Below are 21,600 nucleotides of genomic sequence, written 5' to 3'. Positions count from 1 at the left end.
TCCTCCCCGAACACCACCCCACGCAACGGCCGGCCCACATCCACCCGGGCACACACCGCATCAAAAGCATCCGCGAAAACCGGGAACGCTTCATACAGTTCGCGGCCCATCCCCGGCCGCTGCGACCCCTGACCCGAGAACAAGAACCCCGTACGCCCGGGTGCCGCGACACCGCCTGGCGCGTTGCCTCGTCCTGCCGCCAGCGCGTCGAGTGCGTGCAGCAGTTCCTCGCGTCCCGTTCCCAGGACCACCGCCCGGTGCTCCAGCGCCGCACGCCGGGTCGCCAGGGAGAGTCCGACATCGGCCGGATCCTCGGCCGCGGCCGTGGCGCGCAGTCGGGCCGCCTGGGCGCGCAGGCCCTCCGGCGAGGCGCCGCTCAGTGCCCACGGCACGAGCGTGTCCGGCTTCCGGTGGCCCGGGAGGGAGGCGGGTTCGTCCGGTGCCTGTTCGATCATGGTGTGCGCGTTGGTGCCGCTGATCCCGAACGAGGAGACCGCCGCGCGTCGGGGTCGCCCGGCCGTGGGCCACTCCCTCTCCTCGGTGAGCAGTTCCACTGCCCCCGCCGACCAGTCCACGTGCGAGGAGGGCGTGTCGGCGTGCAGGGTGCGGGGCAGCACGCCGTGCCGCAGTGCCATGACCGTCTTGATGATGCCGCCGACGCCGGCCGCCGCCTGGGTGTGGCCGATGTTGGACTTGAGCGATCCCAGCCACAGCGGGCGGTCCGCGTCCCGGTCCTGCCCGTACGTGGCCAGCAGCGCCTCCGCCTCGACCGGGTCGCCCAGCTTCGTTCCCGTCCCATGCGCCTCCACCAGGTCCACCTCGCCGGGCGTCAGGCCGGCGTCGGCGAGAGCGGCGCGGATGACCCGCTGCTGCGAGAGGCCGTTCGGCGCCGTGAGGCCGTTGGACGCACCGTCCTGGTTGACGGCCGAGCCGCGCACCACCGCGAGGATGTTGTGCCCGTTGCGCTGTGCGTCGGACAGCCGCTCCACCAGCAGCACACCGGCGCCTTCCGACCAGCCGGTGCCGTCCGCGTCCGCCGAGAACGACTTGCAACGGCCGTCGGGGGCGAGTCCCCGCTGTCTGCTGAAGTCCACGAACACGCTGGGCGTGGACATCACGGTGACGCCCCCGACGACGGCCATCGAGCACTCGCCCGTACGCAGCGACCGGGCGGCCAGGTGCAGCGCGACCAGGGACGAGGAGCATGCCGTGTCCACCGTGACGGCCGGGCCCTCCAGCCCGTACGTGTAGGCGATCCGGCCGGATACCACGCTGCCGGCGCCTCCGGTGGCCCGGTAGCCCTCGGTCTCGGGAAGGGCCTCGGCGGCAGCCGCGTAGTCGTGGTACATGACGCCGGCGAAGACACCGGTGTCGCTGCCGCGCAGGCGGGCCGGGTCGATGCCGGCGCGCTCGAAGGTCTCCCAGGACAGCTCCAGCAGGAGCCGTTGCTGCGGGTCCATCGCCAGCGCCTCGCGTGGCGAGATGCCGAACAGTTCGGCGTCGAACTCGGCTGCGGCGTGCAGGAAGCCGCCGTGCCGTGCGTAGGTGGTGCCGGGGCTGGACGGGTCGGGATCGTGGAGGCGCGCGAGGTCCCAGCCGCGGTCGGTGGGGAAACCGGTGATGCCGTCCCGGCCTTCCCGGACCATCCGCCAGAGTTCCTCGGGGCTGTCCACACCGCCCGGGTAGCGGCAGCTCATCGCGACGATGGCGATCGGCTCGTCCGCCGCGGCGGCGTTCCGCCGGCGCGGTGCGGCTGCGACGGCGGCCCTACCGCTCAGCTCCTCGCAGAGGTGGGTGGTCAGCGCGGCGGGGCTGGGGTGGGAGAAGACCAGGGTGGCGGCCAACCGCAGCCCGGTGGCGGCGGCCAGCCGGTTGCGCAGCTCGACGCCGGTGAGGGAGTCGAACCCGAGGTCCTTGAAGGTCCGGTCGGTGTCCACTCCCGTGGCGGAGGGGTGTCCCAGCACGGCCGCGACGGTTGTCCGTACCAACTCCTCTACGGTGCGCGTCCGTTCGGGTTCCGGGAGTGCGGCGAGGCCGTCGGTGTCCGTGGCCGGCTTGGCGGCGGCCGAGCGGAGCACGGGGCGCGCCAGGTGCCGCAGCAGCGGCGGTACGGGTCCGTCGCCGGGGGCGGGTTCGGTGGCCATGGCCAGTACGTGAGCGGGCCCGGCGGCCGCGGCCGCGTCGAGCAGTCCTACGCCTTGGGCGGGGTCGAGCGCGCCGCCCAGGGCGGCGAAGCGCGCGCGGTCCGTCGTGCCGAGTCCGGCGGCCATGCCCTCGGCGCCGCCCCACAGCCCCCAGCCGACCGAGACGGCGGGGAGGTCCTGGGCGCGGCGGCGGGCGGCGAGGCCGTCGAGAAAGGCGTTGGCCGCTGCGTACGCCGCCTGGCCGGCGGTGCCGAAGGAAGCGGCCACGGACGAGAACAGCACGAAGGAGGTGAGATCGAGATCGCGGGTCGCCTCGTCGAGGAGAGCTGCCGCCTCGGCCTTGGGGCGCAGCACCGCGGCGGCGCATTCGGGGGTCAGCGAGGTGAGCAGGCCGTCGTCGAGGACGCCCGCGGTGTGGACGACGGAGGTGATGGGGTGGTCGGCGAGTACCTGGTCGAGGTCGCCTCTGTCGGCGGCGTCGCCGGCGACGACGACCACGGTGGTGCCCTGCGCGGTCAGTTCGGCGGCGAGCTCGACGGCGCCCGGCGCCTCGGGGCCGCGCCGGCTGAGCAGTACCAGACCCGTGACCTGGTGCGCGGAGACCAGGTGGCGGGCGACGCGGGCGCCGAGAGCCCCGGTGCCGCCGGTGATCAGGACGGTGTCGTGCGGGCCCCACGGCGGGTTGGCGCCGACCCGTAGCCGGGTCGCGTGCGGGGTCAGCGGGGTGCCGGCGCGCAGGGCGGTCTGTGGTGTGTCGACGGGCAGTCCGGCGGCGAGGGCGGAGGCCGACGCGGCCGTGCCGTCCAGGTCCGCCAGGCCGAACCGGCCCGGGTGTTCGGCCTGCGCGGACCGGAGCAGGCCCCAGACCGCGGCGGCGGCGGGATCGACGCTTTCACCGTCGGCTGTGGCGACGGCGTTCCGGGTGACGACGAGCAGCCTGCCGGCGGAGAAGCGCTCGTCGTCCAGCCAGGCGCGCACCAGGTCGAGTACGGCGGTGACCGTGTCGTGCGTGCGCTGCGCGAGCGCCGCGCCGGGTGCGGACGGCTCCGGGCCGACGCCGACACAGGCAAGCATGGTGCCGGGCACGGCTTCGACGTCCGCCAAGGCGGCCAGGCCGGCGAAGGGGGCCGCCGCGGTGACCGTGTCGAGCAGGTCGGTGGTGCCCACCGGTACGGCTGCGAAAGGCACTTCGCGGTTCCCGTCCCCGGTGGGAGTCCAGTCGACGCCGTAGAGCACCCCGGAGGAGGGGCCGTCCATGCGGTCGGCGGTCACGGGCCGGAAGGCGAGCGAGCGCACCGTCAGCACGGGCGCGCCCGTCGGGTCGCAGAGGCGGACCGCGTACTCGTCGGCTCCGCTCCGGGTCATGGTGACGCGGAGCGTGGTGGCGCCGATGGCGTGTCGGGTCACGCCGGACCAGGCGAACGGCAGCAGGGTTGCGCCGTCCTCGCGGAGGAGACCGGTGGCGCCAAGCCCGTGGAGCGCGGCGTCGTAGAGCACGGCCTGCGGCCCTTCGGGCAGCTCGACTTCGGCGTATACGGTGTCTGCGTCGCGCCAGGCGGCGCGCAGGCCCTGGAAGGCGGGGCCGTAGGAGAGTCCGGCGGCCGCGAGTGCGTCGTAAACGGGTGGGGTGGCCGTGCCCGTGGGGTGCCAGGGGTCTTCTGTTCCGGGGAGGTCCTCGGGTGTGCGGGCCGGCTCCAGGGTGCCGACGGCGTGTGTGGTCCAGTGCGCTCCGGAATCGGCGTCGGGACGGCTGTGGATCTCGACTGTCCGGCCGGCCACGGTCATCTGGATCTGGAGGCCGCCGTGTTCGGGCAGGACCAGGGGCTCGCGCAGGGTCAGCTCGGCGAGCCCGGGCAGCCCCGCATCGGCTCCCGCGTGGAGGGCGAGATCGACCAGGGCGGTTCCGGGCAGCACCTTCCGGCCGTGGACGACGTGGTCGGCCAGCCAGGGGTGGGTGGCGAGGCCGATGACGCCGGTCCAGACCTGCCGGCCGTCGCCCGCCAGGGGTACGAAGGCGCTCAGCAGCGGATGGCCGGCCGCGACCAGGCCGGCGGCGGCCAGTGTGATGGTGGAGGAGGTCTGGGAGGTCCAGTAGCGGGTGTGCTGGAAGGCGTAGGAAGGCAGTTCGAGGGGGCGTGGGGTGCGCGTTCCGGCGACGGCCGTCCAGTCGAGTGCCACGCCGCGGGTCCACAGCACCGCGGCGGCGTGGGCGGATGCGGTGTCGTCCTGGCCGCGGCGCATCAGGGGTACGGCGACAGCCTCTTCCAGAAGCGCCGGGACGAGGGCGGACAGGACACCGTCGGGGCCGAGTTCCAGGAAGGTCCGTACCTCGTGAGCCTGGCGGACCGCGTCGGCGAAGCGGACGGGTTCGCGGATCTGTCCCACCCAGTAGGCAGGGGTGTCGATCGCCCCCGGGGCCGTGGTGTGAACGGGGATCTGCGGGGGGTGGTACGTCAACGACTCGGCGACCGTGGTGAACTCGGCCAGCATCGGCTCCATCAGACGGGAGTGGAACGCGTGCGAGACCGCCAGCCGCTTCACCCGCACACCGCCGCCGCGCAACCCCTCCTCCAGTGCGCCGACCGCTTCCGCGTCACCCGACACCGTCACCGAAGCAGGCCCGTTCACCGCCGCGAGATCCACCCCGTCCGGCAGGACAAGCGCCTCTTCGGCCAGCTCCACGGCGAGCATCGCCCCGCCGGCGGGCAACGCGTCCATCAGCCTGCCGCGCGCCGACACCAAGGCACACGCGTCGTCCAGAGACAGCACCCCCGCGACATGGGCGGCAGCCAGCTCACCCACCGAGTGCCCCACCAGAACATCCGGGACCACCCCCCACGACTCCACCAGCCGGAACAGCGCCACCTCCACAGCGAACAAACCCGCCTGAGCGAACACCGTCCGCTCCAGCAGACCCGCATCCTCCCCGAACACCACCCCACGCAACGGCCGGCCCACATCCACCCGGGCACACACCGCATCAAAAGCATCCGCGAACACCGGGAACGCTTCATACAGCTCGCGGCCCATCCCCGGCCGCTGCGACCCCTGACCCGAGAACAGGAACCCCGTACGCCCGGGTGCCGCGACACCGTGCAGCACGCCTGCCGCGTCGTGGCCCGCTGTCACCGCGTCCAGGCGGGCCGCCAGTTCCTCGCGGTCGGTGGCGAAGACGGCTGTGCGGTGGTCCAGGGGGAAGCGGGTGATCGCCGACGACCGTGCGATCGCGGTCAGCGGTACGGATGGTTCGGCGTCCAGGAAGACTCGCAGCCGGGCCGCCTGGTCGCGCAGGGCGGCGGCGCCGTGCCCGGAGAGGAGCACGGGAAGCGTGAGGCCGGGGTGGGTGCTTTCCTCGTCGGGGGCGGCCGGTTCGGGTGCTGCCTCGATGACCGCGTGGGCGTTGGTGCCGCTGATGCCGAACGAGGACACACCCGCCCGGTAGGGCCGGTCCGTGGGGGGCAGGGTCACGTTCTCGGTGAGCAGCTGCACGGCGCCCGCCGACCAGTCCACGTGCGGCGTGGGCTCGCTCACGTGCAGGGTGCGGGGCAGCACGCCGTGCCGCAGTGCCATGACCGTCTTGATGACGCCGGCGACGCCGGCCGCCGCCTGGGTGTGGCCGATGTTGGACTTGAGCGATCCCAGCCACAGCGGGCGGTCCGCGTCCCGGTCCTGCCCGTACGTGGCCAGCAGCGCCTGTGCCTCGATCGGGTCACCGAGCCGCGTGCCGGTGCCGTGGGCCTCCACCAGGTCCACCTCGTGCGGCTCCAGACCGGCCGTTTCGAGGGCCGCCCGGATCACCCGCTGTTGTGCCAGGCCGTTGGGTGCGGTCAGTCCGTTGGAGGCCCCGTCGGAGTTGACGGCGGATCCCCGCAGGACGGCCAGGACGTGCTGCCCGTCGGCCAGGGCGTCGGACAGGCGGCGCAGGACCAGCACGCCCACGCCCTCGGACCACCCGGTGCCGTCGGCCTGCGCTCCGAATGCCTTGCAGCGGCCGTCCGGGGAGAGGCCGTCCTGCCGTGCGAACTCGACGAGGACGCCGGGTGTGGCCATCAGGGTGACGCCGCCCGCCAGGGCCATGGAGCACTCGCCGTTGCGCAGCGACTGCGCGGCCAGGTGCAGGGCCACCAGGGACGACGAGCACGCCGTGTCCACGGTCACCGCCGGGCCGTCGAACTCGAAGGCGTAGGCGATGCGGCCGGAGGCGACGCTGGCGGTCGTGCCGGTCAGCAGATAGCCCTCGGAGCTCTCGGCGGGCTCGTACATCCGGGGGCCGTAGTCCTGTGCGGTGGCTCCGACGAAAACGCCGGTGCGGCTGCCGCGCAAGTCGGCCGGTTCGGTGCCAAGCCGCTCCAGAGCCTCCCATGCGACCTCGAGGAGCAGCCGCTGCTGCGGGTCCATGGCGGCGGCCTCGCGCGGCGAGATTCCGAAGAGTGCGGCGTCGAAGCCCGCGATGTCGTCGAGGAATCCGCCGGCCGTGGGAAGCGGGGTGTCCAGCGCGGCCAGGGACGGCTGCCAGCCCCGGTCCTCGGGAAGGCCGGTCAGTACCTCGCGGCCTTCGCTCAGCGCTTCCCACAGCGCCGCGGGCGAGTCGATGCCGCCGGGGAAGCGGCAGGCCATGGCGACGATGACGACGGGGTCGTCGCCGTCGGCGCGGGCCGGGGAGGCCGTGGTGCGGGAGGGGGCGGCGGTGTCCTCACCGCGCAGTGCGTCGCACAGACGGCGGGCGGCCGCGGCCGGGGTGGGGTGGTCGAAGAGGAAGGTGGGCGGCAGGGCGAGTCCGGTGGCGGCGGCGAGCCGGTCCCGCAGCTCGACCAGGGTCAGGGAGGCGATCCCGAGGGCCTTGAAGGGCAGCTCGGGGTCCACGTCCCCGGCCGCGGCGAACCCGCCGACCACGGCGGCGTGGGACCGGACCAGCTCCCCCACCGTGCTGCGGGCGGTCTGCGGTGAGAGGGTGCGCAGTCGGTCGCGCAGGGAGTTGTCCGGGGCCGCGGCGGTGTCAGGATCGGCGCCGGTGTCCGGGGCGGCGTCCCGGACGGGCCCGGCGGAGCCGTTCCACTGCGCGGCGCCCGCGCCGGGCCTCCAGTGGCGCTCTCGCTGGAAGGCGTACGTGGGCAGGTCCACGACCGTACCCGGTGGGGCGGGCAGACGGACGTCGCGGCCGTGGGCGAGCAGTTCGGCAGCGGAGCCGAGCAGCCGCGCGCGCCCTCCTTCGCCGCGCCGCAGGGAGCCGACCACCGTGGTTTCGGGCCCGTCCAGCTCGGCCAGGGTGTCACGTACGGCGGCCACCAGCACCGGGTGCGGGGTGGCTTCGACGATGAAGCGGAAGTCCTCGTCGGCCAGCCGCCGGACGGCGGCGGCGAACTCGACGGTGGACCGCAGGTTCCGGTACCAGTAGGCGGCGTCCAGGCCGGCTGTGTCCATCCACTCCCCGGTGACGGTGGACAGGAACGGCAGCTCGGACGTACGGGGTTCGATGTCCGCGAGCGCGGTCAGCAGCTCGTCGTGGATCTGTTCGACGTGCGCCGAGTGCGAGGCGTAGTCCACCGGAATGCGCTTGGTGTCGACGCCGTGCGACGCGCACCGTGCCGCGAAGTCGTCGAGTGCGTCGTCCGGCCCCGAGACCACGACCGCGGTGGGCCCGTTGTCGGCGGCGATCGAGAGCGCGGGCGTGTCGTCGAGCCACGGGCGTACCTGTGCGGCTCCGGCCTGCACGGACAGCATTCCGCCCTGCCCGGCGAGGGCGCCGATGGCGCGGCTGCGAAGTGCGACCACCTTGGCCGCGTCCTCCAGCGACAGCGCGCCCGCCACGCACGCCGCGGCGATCTCGCCCTGGGAGTGTCCGGTGACGGCGTCGGGCACCACGCCCAGCGACCGCCAGGTCTCTGCCAGCGCCACCATCACGGCGAAGAGTGCGGGCTGCACCACGTCGACGCGCTCCAGCGTGGGCGCGCCCTCGGCGCCGTGCAGGACGTCCGTCAGTGAGAAGTCGGTGTGCGGGGCGAGCGCTTCCGCGCAGGCGTGAACCGTACGGGTGAATACCTCGTCGGTGTCGAGGAGTTCGGCGGCCATGGCGGGCCATTGCGAACCCTGCCCGGAGAAGACCATGGCCAGCCGTCCGGTGCGCGCGGTGCCCTCGCTGGTGCCTGGCGCCGGCAGTCCGGCGGCCACCGCGTCGAGCTGGGTGAGCAGTTGCTCCTGGTTCTCGGCGAGGAGCACGGCGCGTCGGGCGAAGCGGGTGCGGGTGGTGGCCAGCGAGTGCGCCACGTCCGCCACGGCCAGGTCGGCGCTCTCCACCGCGTCCTTCAGCCGGGCGGCTTGGGAGCGCAGGGCCTGCGCGGTGTGGCCGGAGATCAGCACGGGCACGGGGAGGGTGCTCCCGACGACGGCCGGGGGCTTCGTGGCCGGGTGGGGCGCCGGGTCGGGTGCGGGGCCCAGCACCAGGTGGCAGTTGGTCCCTCCCATGCCGAACGAGCTGACTCCGACGAATCCTCCGCCGCCCAGGGGGGTCGCCTCGGTCTGCATCCGCAGGTTCAGCCGTTCCAGCGGAATACCGGCGGGCGCGGAGCGGAAGTTGAGGCTCGGCGGCACGACGTTCCGTTCGACGGCGAGCGTGGCCTTCAGCAAGCCTGCGATGCCGGCGGCGCCCTCGAGGTGCCCGATGTTGGTCTTCACCGAGCCGACAGGCAGCGGCGCGGTGCGTGCGACGCCGAGGGCGGCGCCGAGAGCCGCGGCCTCGACGGGGTCGCCGACCGGGGTGCCGGTGCCGTGCAGTTCGACGTAGCCGACAGCGTCGGGGGCGACCCCGGCGCGGGCGTGGGCGGCGCGGAGGACGGCCTCTTGGGCAGTGGCGCTGGGGGTGGTGAGGCTGGGGCCGCCGCCGTCGTTGTTGATGGCGCTGCCGTGGATGACCGCGTGGATCCGGTCGCCGTCGGCGAGGGCCCGGGCCAGCGGTTTGAGGACGACGACAGCGCCGCCCTCACCGCGGACGAATCCGTTGGCGCGTTCGTCGAAGGTGAAGCAGCGGCCGTCCGGGGAGAGTCCGCCGAAGCGCAGCGCGGAGACGGTGCTGTCGGGGGCGAGGATGAGGTTGACGCCGCCGGCGAGCGCCAGCTCGGACTCACCGCGCGCCAGGCTCTCGCAGGCGAGGTGGACGGAGACCAGGGAGGAGGACTGGCCGGCGTCCACGGTGAGGCTGGGGCCGTGCAGTTTGAGGGTGTAGGACAGGCGGTTGGCGATGAGGCCGCGCTGCAGCCCCGGCATGGAGTGCCGGTCGATGCCGGTGTCGCCCTCGCGGTGCAGGAGTGCGGCGTAGTCGTCCCAGATCGCGCCGAGGAAGACGCCGGTGCTGCTGCCGCTGAGGTCGGCGGGGATGTGCCGGGCGTCCTCCAGCGCCTCCCAGGCGAGTTCGAGAGCCAGGCGCTGCTGCGGGTCGGTGGCGGCGGCCTCGCGCGGGGAGATGCCGAAGAAGCCTGCGTCGAAGTGGGCGGGGTGTTCGATGAATCCGCCGCGGGTGGCTCCGGGGACGCGCACGCGGTCGGAGGGGGTCTCGGTGATCGCGTCGGTTCCTGTGGCGAGCAGGTCCCACAGTGGTGCCGGTCCGGGCGCGCCGGGCAGCCTGCACGCGTACCCGATGATCGCGAAGGCCTCGGAACCACCGGTGTACGTATCCGACATGAATGCCCCGAAATCACTTGACGGCGCGAGTTCGCCGGACGTGAGTCCGGCCGGCTGCCGGGGCAGGTGGTTACGCTCCCACCGTGTTCCGGCCGCTTTTCCTCGACTGAAGCACTCCGACGCTAGCGAGGGGCCTGACAAGCGGCCAACCCCTAGCCTTCGCGCCGCCGCCCCTGACCAGGCGACTAGGGGGCGGCGGCGCGGTCCGGCCCAGGGGGGAGGAGGCGACTGGGTTTCGTGGCGTTCTCCCTCCGGGGCCGGTGGTGTCGGCGGTCAGCCGAGGATGCCCCGCTGGTAGGCGACCGCCACCGCCGCGGCCCGGTCCCTCACGTCCAACTTGCCGTAGATGTGGATCAGATGGGTCTTGACCGTCGCCTCGCTGATGAACAGCCGGCGAGCGATCTCGCGGTTCGACGCGCCGCGTGCCACTTGTTCCAGCACCTGCACCTCCCGCGCGGAGAGCGTGTCGTCGACGGGCGGTACGGCGGGGCGGCGTACCGCCGTGACAAGGCGTGAGGCGACTGCCGGGGACAGCACGGTGCGGCCCTCCGCCGCTGCCCGGATGGCGGCGAACAGTTCGTCGCGCAGCGCGTCCTTCAGCAGGTATCCCGTCGCCCCGGCCTCGATCGCGGGGAGGGTGTCGGAGTCGGTGTCGAAGGTGGTGAGCACCAGGACGCGGGCCCGTGCGCCACGCCGGGTCAGCTCGGCGATGGCCTCCACGCCGTTGCCGGCCGACATGCGCAGGTCCATCAGGACGACGTCCGGGTCCATGCGCAGCGTCATCTCCACCGCCTCCGTGCCGCCGGACGCCTCTCCGAGCACGGTGAAGCCGTCCGCGGGCTCCAGTATGCCGCGCAGGCCGTCGCGCACCACCGGGTGGTCGTCGGCGATCAGCAGGGTGATCGTCCCGTCGTTCTCAGCGTTCACTGGGCACCAGCGGTACGCGTGCGGACACGGCAGTGCCCAGGCCCGGCTCGGCTTCCACGGTCAGTTCCCCCGCCAGCCGCTCCGCGCGGGCGCGCATGCCTTTCAGGCCGAATCCGGACGCGGTGTCGCGCTCGGGCAGGGCTGAGGGGTCGAAGCCGTGGCCGTCGTCGCGCACGTCGAGCACGACCTCGTCGCCCATGTAGGACAGGGTCACGCCGACCCGGGTGGCCTTCGCGTGGCGTGCCGTGTTGGACAGTGCTTCCGCCGCGATGCGCAGCAGCGTCGCCTCCACCTCCTCGTGCAGCGGTTCGTCGGTGCCGATGAGGGTGAACTCGGCTGGTAAACCGGTGCGTTCGGACCAGCGGACGACGGTCTTCTTCAGTGCCCCGGGCAGGTCGTCCTCGGCCAGCGCGACGGGGGCGAGGTTGGCGACGGCCCGGCGTGCCTCGCCGAGGCTGTGGCGGGCCAGCTGCAGAGCTCGTTCGGCGTGGACGCGGGCCATCTCCTGTTCCTGGGTGTCGGTGACGATCTGGAGCTGGGTGATGACGCCGGTCAGGTCCTGGGCGACGGTGTCGTGGATCTCGGCCGCCAGCCGGCGGCGTTCGTCGGCGATCCCGGCTTCCCTCGCCTGGAGCAGGAGTTGGTCGTGCAGGGCGGCGTTCTCCACCAGGGCCCGCTCCAGCGCGAGGTTGGCGTGCTCCAGCTCGCGGATGGTCGCCACCCGCTTCCGGGCCCGGTCCTCCTCCTTCCCGGCGTCTTGCTGGACGGTCAGGAAGATGCCCATGTTGGCTGCGACCAGCATGCCGTAGAACACCCAGCTCGCCGTGTCGTCGGGCGGCATGCCTCCGATCTGCGCTCCGGCGATGGTCGTCGCGGTGGCCAGCAGGCCGAGGGGGATCCAGCGGCGGGGCACCAGCCGCTCGATGTCGAAGCAGCCGACCGCGGCGTAGAAGGCGCAGAACGGGTTGATCCAGGCCAGGCCGAACGCCAGGACCGAGCGGAGCGAGTAGTACGCGGCGCCGACCGCGCTGGGGCCGGGCCGGCTGCGTGCCACCCGGTCCCACCACAGCTGCAGGACGAGCGCCGCGGCGGCGAGTACGCCCCCCGCCACCCACTCGGCGGCGTCCATGCCGACCAGGGACGAGGTCGCCGCGGCGAGCACCAGGCTGAGGCCGAGAAGGACGGGTGGGCTGAAGCGCAGGAGCAGGCGCGGCTGTGCTTCGCGCGCGGCCTGCGGCTCGGTGACCGGGGAGGTTGCGTCGGGTGCCACGCCCTCAGTATCAGTCATGGCACCCGGCGCGTGTGACACCTCGTCACTCCCAGCGGAACCAGCGTGCGGCGGCCGCGGACAGCACCAGCGTCCACAGGGCCAGTACACCGAGGTGGATCAGGTCCGGCCAGTCGCCGGCGGTGGCCTGGTTCAGGGCCTGGGCGGCGGCGCCGAAGGGCAGCATCTCCACGATGTTGGCCATGAGGTCGGGCATCTGCTGGATGGGCATGTAGACGCCGGCCGCGAACATCGCGGGGAAGAACACGGAGATGCTGACGGCCTGGGCCATCTTCGTGTTGGGGGACAGCGCGGAGATCAGCGAGCCGAGCGCCAGCACGCACACCACGGCCAGCAGCAGGGTCAGCAGGTAGCCCACGATCTGGCCCGGCAGGGCGACGTCGGAGAAGATGCGTCCCACCGCGATGGTGAGCACAGCGGAGATCAGCGAGGCGACGGCGTGCAGTCCCACCTGGGCGCCGAGAACGGCGGTGGGGCGCACGGGTGTGGTGGACATCCGGCGCAGGATGCCGCGCTCGCGGTAGCCGGTGATCACCGGAGGCATGGCCATCAGACCAGCCATGATCATCGAGAGGAGGACGGCGACGGGCACGTAGGCCTCGACGGTGGAAAGGCCGCCGATCTCCTCCTTGGGCTCCGTCATGGACGGGATGAAGCCGAGCGCCAGCAGCAGCAGCGTGGGGAAGGCCATGACCCAGAACACCGAGCCGGGCTCGCGGAAGAACAGGATCAGCTCAGCGCGCAGCACGGCCCGGCCGGGACGAGGCCTGGTGGTGGAAGTTGCGGGGGATGCGGTGGCGGCGCTCATGCGTCGGCTCCCGTCAGGTCGAGGAAGGCGTCATCGAGAGTGGAGTCGGTGACACGCAGCTGGTGGGCGCTCACCCGGTTGCGGGCGAGCAGGCTGATCACCGCGTTGACGGTCTCGTCGGTACCGGCGAGGGTCACCCTTCCGTCGCGGTGCGTGACGGAGGCGAGGCCCGGCAGGGCGGCGAGGACGTCTTCCTCCAGCGGGCGGGAGGGGGTGAAGGAGATGACGGTGCCGCTCGCGGTCTGCGCCACCAGGCCGGACGGGGTGTCCAGTGCGACGACCCGCCCCCGGTCGAAGATCGCGACCCGGTCGCACAGACGTTGTGCTTCTTCCATGAAGTGCGTGACGAGGAGGATGGTGACGCCGCTCGCCCGGACTTCCTCGATCAGCGACCACACCTCGCGCCGCGCCGCCGGGTCCAGGCCGGTCGTCAGCTCGTCCAGGACGACGACCCGGGGGTTGCCGATCAGTGCGAGCGCGATGGCCAGCCGCTGCTGCTGGCCGCCGGACAGCTGCGCGAAACGGGTGTTGAGCTTCTCCTCCAGGCCGAGGCGCCCGGCCAGGGTGCGCCAGTCGGCCGGGCGGGGGTAGCAGCCGGCGAACAGCTGGAGCGACTCGGCAACGGTGAGCTTGCCCTGCAGTTCGCTCTCCTGCAGCTGCGCGCCCACGATGAGTGTCGTCTTCGCGCGGTCGGCGGACGGGTCCAGCCCGCACACGCGGATCGTGCCGCTGTCCGGAGCGCGCAGACCGAGGATGGACTCGACGGTGGTGGTCTTGCCGGCGCCGTTGGGGCCGAGGACCCCGAAGATCTCGCCCTCCTCCACCGCGAGGGAGACGCCGTCCACGACGGGGCGTCCGCCGTAGCTCTTGCGCAGGTCGCTCACTTCAATGAGAGTCATGTTTCCACAGTGCCGGACCGGACCGGGCCGGCACATCGCCCATCACGCTCGCAGGGGGATCAACCGATCGGTTGATCCCCCTTACGTCCCCCCTACCGCGTGACCCCTACGACCCTGACTACACCCTGAGATTTCCTCGCGAGGCGCGTCTGCCGTCAGGCCGCGGGGGCGGTGGTCCCGACGAACAGGCCACGCGGTGCGAGCGGGTCCTTCACGTACTCGACCTCGCACCCCGCGCGGGCGAAGGCGCTCTCGTACTCTTCGCGGGTGAACAGCGTGGTGCGGTGCACGTCGGAGAAGTGCGTGACACCGCTCTCCGCCGAGGCCACCAGATAGTGCACCTCCATGTGGCTGACGCCGCCGTCCCGGACGGAGTGGGAGACGCGGACGTAGGTACGCCCGCCCGACTCGACCGTGTCGGTGCCCACGTAGCCCTCCAGGAAGTCCTCGGGAAGCCAGAAGGGTTCGATGACGATGACGCCGCCCGGCGAGAGGTGCCGGGCGAAACAGCGGAGTGTCGCGCTGAGTTCGTCGACGTCGGCGCAGTAGGCCACTCCGCTGAACAAGCTCACCACCGCGCCGAAGGTGCGGTCGAGGGTGAAATCGCGCATGTCGCCCCGGTGGATGGGGACCCCGGTGTTCTTCCGGGCCAGCTGCACCATGTCCTCGGACAGATCGAGGCCCTCGACGTGCCCGAACGAGTCGGCGAAGCGCGAGAGGTGGTCCCCGGATCCGCAGGCGACGTCCAGCAGCGAGTCGGCCTCCGGCAGCCGGTCCCGTACCAGGGACGTCACCAGTGCGGCCTCACCCGTGTAGTCCTTGCCCCGGCCCCGGTAGAAGGCCTCGTACATCTCGCCGCGGTCGTAGATGCTGCCGTGCCCGTCGGTGCTCACTCGTCTGCTCCTTGTGGTCGTCCGGTCGTCTGTGGATGACGGCGTGCGGTCCGCACGAACTCGTCGTAGTCGTAGAGGTAGTCGTCCAGTTCGTACGGGGCCGAGGCGAGTACCAGGCAGATCGCGTCGGGCGAGAAGTCGGCGAACTCGGTCCACACGCCGGGCTCCACGTGGAGCGCCTGACCCGGGCGGTCCAGGCGCACCCGGGCGCGCGCGAAGCCGTCGTCCACGACCACCTCGAAGGATCCGGTGGCGGCCACGATGAGCTCGTGCAGTTCCCGGTGCATGTGCAGCCCTCTGACGGCCTGCCGAGGCACTCCGTGCACGAAGAAGACCCGCTCGATCGGGAAGCCGATCTGCTGTCCCTGCTCGATCACGGTGAGCGAGCCACGCGGGTCGGTGTTGTCCGGGAGCGTGACGAGACGGCAACCGCGCACCGCCGCGAGGGGAGCCTCGGGGGTCTGGTCAGGGGCCATGGGGCCTTCCTCGGGTGTGGGATGTGTCGGCGGGGTGGGCTTCGCCTCGGTCATCGGGGCAGTTCCTCGATCCACCGGTGGACCGCGCGAGCCGTGGTCCCGGCGTACTCGGCCATCATCGTGAAGTGGTTGCCCTGCACGTCGACGATGTCGCGGGCCGCCTTCCAGGAGCTGCGCCAGTCGCGGCCGTCGGCGGGCGCGCGCAGCGGTTGTGAAGCACGCAGCAGGAGGGTGGGAATGCGGCTGTCGGGGCGCGGCTTCTCCCAGAACAGGCTGCCGTACCAGGTCATCGCGGTGAGACGGCTGTCGTCCATGGCCACGAACTGCTCCGCCCGGTCGAAGATCCCTTCGGAGAGCTCGGCGCTCCAGTCGGCCATCAGCGGGTCGTCCAGCCGGTAGACGTCCGCCAGCACCAACCCGGCTGGTGGTGAGCCGAGTTCGGCCAGGCGTACCGCCAGGCGGTGGGCGAGGATCGCGCCGCCCGAGTGCCCGAAGAGGACGACCGGGGTGTCCTGGGCGTGGGCGATGATGCCCTGGGCCTGCCAGTCCAGGGCGACTTCGGGAGTCGCGGGCAGCAACTCGCCACGGCCGTAGCCGAGGACGGGAACCGCGGCCACGCGCCGCGCGCCGCGCAGTGGCGCGGCCAGCCGGACGAACTCCTGGGGACCGCCGCCGGCTGTCAGGCCGCTGACACAGACCAGCAGCTCGGGCGCCGGGCCGTCGGCCAGGGTGGTGAGCACCGCAGGTCCGCCCGCTTCGGCGACATCGTCGGCCATCGGCCGGAACTTCGCTGTTTCGCCGACCAGTTCGAGGAATTCCTTGATCCTCCCGGTGGCCACAGCCTCCCGGTAGAGGGAGTCCAGCAGGCCGACCGGGTTGCGGTCGGTGGGCGAGATGCCGAGCGTGACGGCAGGCACCGTGCTGCCCGGGGACCGGCCGTCGGCGGCCGTGGCGGCGAGGTGGCGGGCGAGGGCGGCGGGCGTGGGGTGCTCGAAGACGAGGGTGCCCGGCAGCGACAGGCCCGTCGCCTGTTCCAGGGTGCTGCGGATCTCCAGCGCGGCGAGCGAGTCGACGCCGAGTTCCAGGAACGGCCGGTCGGGGGCGACGGACGCGGCGTCGGTGTGCCCGAGCACCGTCGCGGCGGTGCTGCGGACGAGTTCGAGTGCCGCCCCGTGCCGGTCCGGGCCGGTGAGACCGGGGGTCCTGCCCGGTTCCGGTGCCGGGTCGTGCACGGCGGCGGACAGGGCCCGGACCGACGGGAGTTCATCGAAGAGCGGGCGGTGCCGGGCCAGGGTGTAGGCGCGGTGGAAGCGTTCCCAGTCCACGTCGGCGACGACGGCGCAGGGTGCCGGACCGGCCACGGCCTCGCGCAGGGCGGACCAGACCGTGCCGGGGTCCACGGGGCGCAGACCTTGCCGCTGCGCGGCCGTGTTCTCCCCTCCCGTCGCCCACGGCCCGAAGGAGATGGAGGTCGCGGGCAGGCCGAGGGAGTGCCGGTGTGCGGCGAGGGCGTCCATTCGGGCGCTCGCGGTGGCCCGTGCGGCTGCTCCGGTGCCGCCCCAGATGCCGGTCACCGAGGAGACAAGGACGAACGCCTGCGGACCGGTGGCCAGTTCGCGGGTCACCTCGTGCAGCACCCGGGCCCCGTCGGCCGCGGCCACCGCGCGCAGGTCGCCGGGGCTCAGCTCCGTCCAGGGGGTGTCCTCGCCCGAGCCCACCGTGTGGAACACGGCGGTGAGGGGACGGTCGGCGGGGATCGCCGCCAGCGCCTCGGTGACGGCGGCCCGGTCGGTGACGTCCGCGGCGGCGAAGGTGACGTCGACGGGCAGGCTCTCGGCGAACTCGCGGGCACCGGGGGCTTCGGCGCCCCGGCGGCCGAGCAGTACCAGGTGTTCGGCTCCGTTCGAGGCGAGCGCCGTGGCGAGCGCCCGGCCCCGGCGGCCGGTTCCGCCGGTGACCAGCACGGTGCCCGAGGGCTGCCAGGGTGCGGCGCCGGCCGGCGGGGCGGTGACGATCCTGCGGGCCATGGGAGTGGCACGCAGGGCGATCTGGTCCTCGCCGGCGCCGCCGGCGGCGAGCAGCGCGGCCAGCCGCGCCGCGGTCCTCGGGTCGGGGCGCGCGGGCAGGTCCACCAGGCCGCCCCAGCGGTGCGGGGCCTCAAGACCCAGGGTGCGGCCCAGTCCCCAGACGGCGGCGTGGGCCGGGACGGCGGGCGGGTCGGCCGGGCCGGTGGCGACCGCGCCTGTGGTCAGGCACCACAGGGGCGCGTCCGCCGCGATGTCGCCGAGTGCCTGGGCGAGGGTGAGGACGTCACCGGGCTCCGCTGCCAGGCAGAGCACTCCGGTGACCGTCGGCCCGTCGTCGTACGCGCGCCGCAGTGCATCGGCACAGGCCTCTCTGCTGCCACGGGCGTCGGGGACTTCGGTCACGCGCATACCCTGCTCGCGCAGCAGCGCGAGCAGGCCGGCGGCGTTCCCGTCCCCGGCGGTCACCGCGAGCCAGGTTCCGTGCGGCACCACGTGCTCCGGTTCGAGCATGGGGCGCCAGGTCACCTGGTAGCGGCCGATGGGCGCGCCGTCCGGTGCCGCGGCGGGGTACGGCTCGGGCCAGTAGCGGCGCCGCTGGAAGGCGTACGTCGGCAGGTCGGGGCGGGGGCCGGTGACGGGCCCCAGAAGCGCGTCCCAGCCGATGGGAACACCGGCCGTGTGCAGCCGGGCGACGGCAGTGAGCAGCGCGGCGGGCTCCTGCCTGCCGGAGCGTTGGAGCGCCACGCAGAGAGTGCCGGTGGTGTCGTCGAGGGAGCGGGCGCGTTCCAGGGTCCGCTCCAGCGGGACGGTGAGCGCGGCGCCGGGCCCGATCTCGGCGAAGCGGGTCACGCCCTGGTCGAGCAGGGTGTGGACGGCGTCGGCGAAGCGAACGGTGGCGCGTATCTGGCGGACCCAGTACTGCGGGGTGGACATGGTTCCGTCGTCGGGGAGCCCGGTGACCGTGGACACGAGCGGGATGCGGGCGGGGTGGTACTCCAGGGACGCGGCCACGTCGGCGAATTCGTCCAGCACGGGGTCCATGCGCGGGGAGTGGAAGGCGTGCGAGACATCCAGGTGGCGGATCGTCCGGCCGGTCAGCCTGCCTTCCTCGGCCAGTTCCGCCAGGGCGTCGGCGTCGCCGGAGAGGACGACGTCCTCCCGGCTGTTGACGGCGGCGACCGCTACGCGGGTCTCGTAACCGCTCAGCGCGGCGCCCGCCTCGGCCTCGGTCATCCGCACGGACATCATCGCGCCGCCTTCGGGCAGCGCCCCCATGAGCCGTCCCCGGGCGGCCACCAGGGTGCAGGCGTCGGCGAGCGAGAGGACGCCGGCGACGTGTGCGGCGGCGAGTTCGCCCACGGAGTGCCCGGCCAGCCGGTCGGGGGCCACGCTCCAGGATTCCAGCAGGCGGAAGAGCGCGACCTCGAAGGCGAAGAGGCCGAGCTGGGTCCAGGCGGTGCGGCCCAGGGCGTCGGCGTCGTGGAGGACGACCTCGCGCAGCGGGCGGTCCAGGTTCGGGTCGAGGTGGGCGCAGACCGCGTCGAAGGCGTCGGCGAACACCGAGTAGGTCTCGTACAGTTCGCGGCCCATGCCGGGGCGCTGGGCGCCCTGGCCGGAGAAGACGAGGGCGAGGTCGCCGCGCCCGGCGATGCCACGGACGATCTCGGCTCCGGTGCCCGTCGCCCCGGCGAGGCCGGCGAGGCCCAGGCGGAGTCCTTCGGCGTCGGGTGCCAGCACGACGGCGCGGTGTTCCAGGGCGGCCCTGGCGGTGGCCAGTTGGCGGGCGGCGGCGCGCAGGTCGAGCGTGGTGCCGGTGCGGTCGACGTGCGAGCGGAGCCGGTCGGCCTGGGCCCGCAAAGTGGCCTCGGACCGGCCGGAGACCGGCCAGATCAGGAGGGGGGTGGCAGGGTCCGGCCCGTCGGCCGGGAGCGGTGCGGTCTCGGGCTCCTGCGGAGCCTCCTCGATGAGGACGTGGGCGTTGGTGCCGCTGATCCCGAACGAGGACACGCCGGCCCTGCGGGCACGGCCCGTCCGCGGCCAGGGCCGGTCGTCGGTGAGGAGTTCGACGGCGCCGGCCGACCAGTCCACCTCCGGGGTCGGCTCGTCCACGTGCAGGGTCCTGGGCAGCACGCCCCGGCGGATCGCCTCGACGGTCTTGATGACGCCCGCGATGCCCGAAGCGGCCTGGGTGTGACCGATGTTGGACTTCACCGACCCCAGGTAGAGGGGTTCGGTGCGGTCCTGGCCGTAGGTGGCCAGGAGTGCCTGGGCCTCGATCGGGTCGCCGAGCTTCGTTCCCGTGCCGTGGGCCTCCACGGCGTCCACCTCGCCCGCTTCCAGGCCGGCGGCGGCCAGCGCGGCGCGGATCACCCGCTGTTGCGCGGGGCCGTTCGGGGCGGTCAGGCCGTTGGACGCGCCGTCCTGGTTGACGGCCGAGCCGCGCAGCACCCCGAGCACCCGGTGCCCGTTGCGGCGTGCGTCCGAGAGCCGCTCCAGCAGCACCAGGCCCACGCCCTCGCCCCAGCCGGTGCCGTCGGCGGAGGCGGCGAAGGAGCGGCAGCGGCCGTCGGAGGCAAGGCCGCCCTGGCGGCCGAACTCGGCGAACACGACGGGCGAGTGCATCACGGTGACGCCGCCCGCGAGGGCCATGGAGCACTCGCCGTTGCGCAGCGACTGCGCCGCCAGGTGCAGGGCCACCAGGGACGACGAACACGCCGTGTCCACGGTGACCGCCGGGCCCTCCAGGCCGAAGATGTAGGAGATGCGGCCGGACAGCACGCTGTTGGAGGAGCCGGTCATGACATGGCTCTCGGAGCCCTCCGGCAGGACGCCGGCCATGGCGTAGCCGCCGGCGGAGGCGCCGACGAAGACGCCGGTGCGTGTGCCGCGTACGGCGGTCGGGGCGATGCCTCCGCGCTCCAGCAGTTCCCAGGCGCTCTCCAGCAGCAGTCGCTGGTGGGGGTCCATGGCGACGGCCTCGCGGGGCGAGATGCCGAACAGGTCGGCGTCGAACTCCGTGGCGTCGTGCAGGAATCCGCCCTCGGCGGTGAAACCGCTCGTGTCGGACAGGTCCCAGCCGCGGTCCACGGGGAACGGCGACATGGCGTCGGTCCCGGTCGCGACCACCTCCCAGAGGTTTTCCGGGGAGTCGGCGCCGCCGGGGTAGCGGCAGCTCATGGAGACGATGGCGACCGGGTCGTCCGCTTCGGCCGGCGCGGGGGGTTGTGCGGGCCCCGCCGTGGCGGCCGGTTCCGCGACGCCGAGCAGACCGAGGAGTTCGGCGGCGGCGACGCGGGCGGTGGGGTGGTCGAAGACCAGGGTGCCCGGGAGCCGGAGGCCGGTGGCCCCGGCCAGGCCGTCGCGGACCCGGAGCGCGGTCAGCGAATCGATGCCGAGGTCGGTGAAGACGCGGTCGGGGTCGACGGCCTGGGGTCCGGTGTGGCCGAGCACGGTGGCGACCACGGTGCGCACCAGGTCGAGCAGGAGACGGTTCCGGTCGGCGGTGTCGGCCGCTTTGAGCCTGGCGCGCAGCTCGTGGCCCGCAGTGCCGGCGTCGGTGCCGGCCGTGGTCTCGGGCGCGTCGGACCGCTCGGTGGTCGTCTGCGGCAGGTCGCCCACCAGGGGGCTGGGCCGGCGGGCGGTGAACGTGGGGACGAAGCGGTCCCAGTCGACATCGGCGAACACGCAGGTGGCACGGCCGGAGTCGACGGCGGAGGCCAGGGCGGCCAGGCACAGCTGCGGTGGCATGGGGGCGATGCCCCGGTCCCGCAGGTAGTCACCGGCGTCCCGGTCGGTGACCATGCCGCCGCCGTCCCAGGCTCCCCAGGCCACGGCGGTGGCGACCTGGCCGTGTGCCCGTCGGCGTTCGGCGAGCGCGTCGAGGTGGGCGTTGGCGGCGGCGTACGCGGCCTGCCCTCCCCCGCCCCAGACGCCGGCGATCGAGGAGAACAGCACGAAGAGGTCGGCCCGGTCGCCCAGCAGGGCGTCCAGGTGGACCGCGCCGAGCACCTTGGCGCGGGCGTCCTCGGCGATCTCGGCCGGTGAGGTGGTGGCCAGCGGCGCGGTGGTCGAGACGCCCGCGGTGTGGACGACGCCGGTCACCGGGTGGCGTTCCAGCAGGGCGGCGAGTGCCTCGCGGTCGGTGACGTCGCAGGCGGCGACGACCGCGGTGGCTCCGGTCTCGGCCAATTCGGCGACCAGTTCGCCGACGCCGTGGGCCCTGGGGCCCGACCGGCTGACGAGGAGCAGGTCGGTGACGCCGCGCCGGGCGAGCCAGCGGGCGACCTCGCGGCCGAGCGCGCCGGTCCCGCCGGTGACGAGAACCGGGCCGCCGGGGGGCCATGGGGCGGGGGGCCTTGTTGGTGTTGCTTTTCGGAGTGAGTTAGGGGGGCGACCGGATGGCGAAGACGTACTCCGGCGGTATGCGCCGCCGGCTCGACCTCGCCGCCAGCCTCGTCGCCAGGC

The 21,600-nt window shown here is 73.4% G+C and carries 7 protein-coding genes and 1 pseudogene; all 8 read right to left on the bottom strand.

Features of this window, described 5'->3' with window-relative positions; translation table 11 throughout:
* Positions 1 to 9,818 (bottom strand): type I polyketide synthase (locus JS521_RS21270; protein ID WP_205084540.1); only part of this gene is annotated, 9,818 nt, incomplete at its 3' end.
* 273 nt (positions 9,819 to 10,091) lie between these two features.
* Positions 10,092 to 10,745, bottom strand: a complete 654-nt coding sequence (locus JS521_RS21265) for a response regulator (protein WP_205084539.1) — start codon at positions 10,743 to 10,745, stop codon at positions 10,092 to 10,094.
* Positions 10,735 to 12,033, bottom strand: coding sequence for a sensor histidine kinase (locus JS521_RS21260; RefSeq protein WP_205084538.1), 1,299 nt, complete (start codon positions 12,031 to 12,033; stop codon positions 10,735 to 10,737). Before JS521_RS21260 ends, JS521_RS21265 begins: the two co-directional genes overlap by 11 nt.
* A 25-nt stretch (positions 12,034 to 12,058) precedes the next feature.
* Positions 12,059 to 12,841 carry an ABC transporter permease gene (locus JS521_RS21255; protein WP_205084537.1) on the bottom strand — a complete coding sequence of 261 codons (783 nt, stop codon included), beginning with the start codon at positions 12,839 to 12,841 and terminating at the stop codon, positions 12,059 to 12,061.
* Positions 12,838 to 13,740 carry an ABC transporter ATP-binding protein gene (locus JS521_RS21250; RefSeq protein WP_205084536.1) on the bottom strand — a complete coding sequence of 301 codons (903 nt, stop codon included), beginning with the start codon at positions 13,738 to 13,740 and terminating at the stop codon, positions 12,838 to 12,840. Before JS521_RS21250 ends, JS521_RS21255 begins: the two co-directional genes overlap by 4 nt.
* A gap of 155 nt (positions 13,741 to 13,895) precedes the next feature.
* On the bottom strand, positions 13,896 to 14,633 hold the full coding sequence (locus tag JS521_RS21245; protein WP_307847930.1) for a class I SAM-dependent methyltransferase: 738 nt from the start codon (positions 14,631 to 14,633) through the stop codon (positions 13,896 to 13,898).
* Complete coding sequence (locus JS521_RS21240) at positions 14,630 to 15,109, bottom strand: sugar 3,4-ketoisomerase (protein WP_239487602.1); 480 nt, start codon at positions 15,107 to 15,109, stop codon at positions 14,630 to 14,632. The genes JS521_RS21245 and JS521_RS21240 overlap by 4 nt, the downstream gene beginning before the upstream one ends.
* A gap of 50 nt (positions 15,110 to 15,159) precedes the next feature.
* Positions 15,160 to 21,465, bottom strand: a pseudogene (locus JS521_RS21235) (SDR family NAD(P)-dependent oxidoreductase); the annotation flags it as partial.
* Positions 21,466 to 21,600: the final 135 nt, after the last annotated feature.

Origin of the sequence: Streptomyces durocortorensis (genome assembly GCF_016901035.1) — a bacterium.
Lineage (GTDB): Bacteria > Actinomycetota > Actinomycetes > Streptomycetales > Streptomycetaceae > Streptomyces > Streptomyces durocortorensis.
Note: the sequence above shows the minus strand (reverse complement) of the source record. Positions and strands in the feature narration are given on the sequence as shown.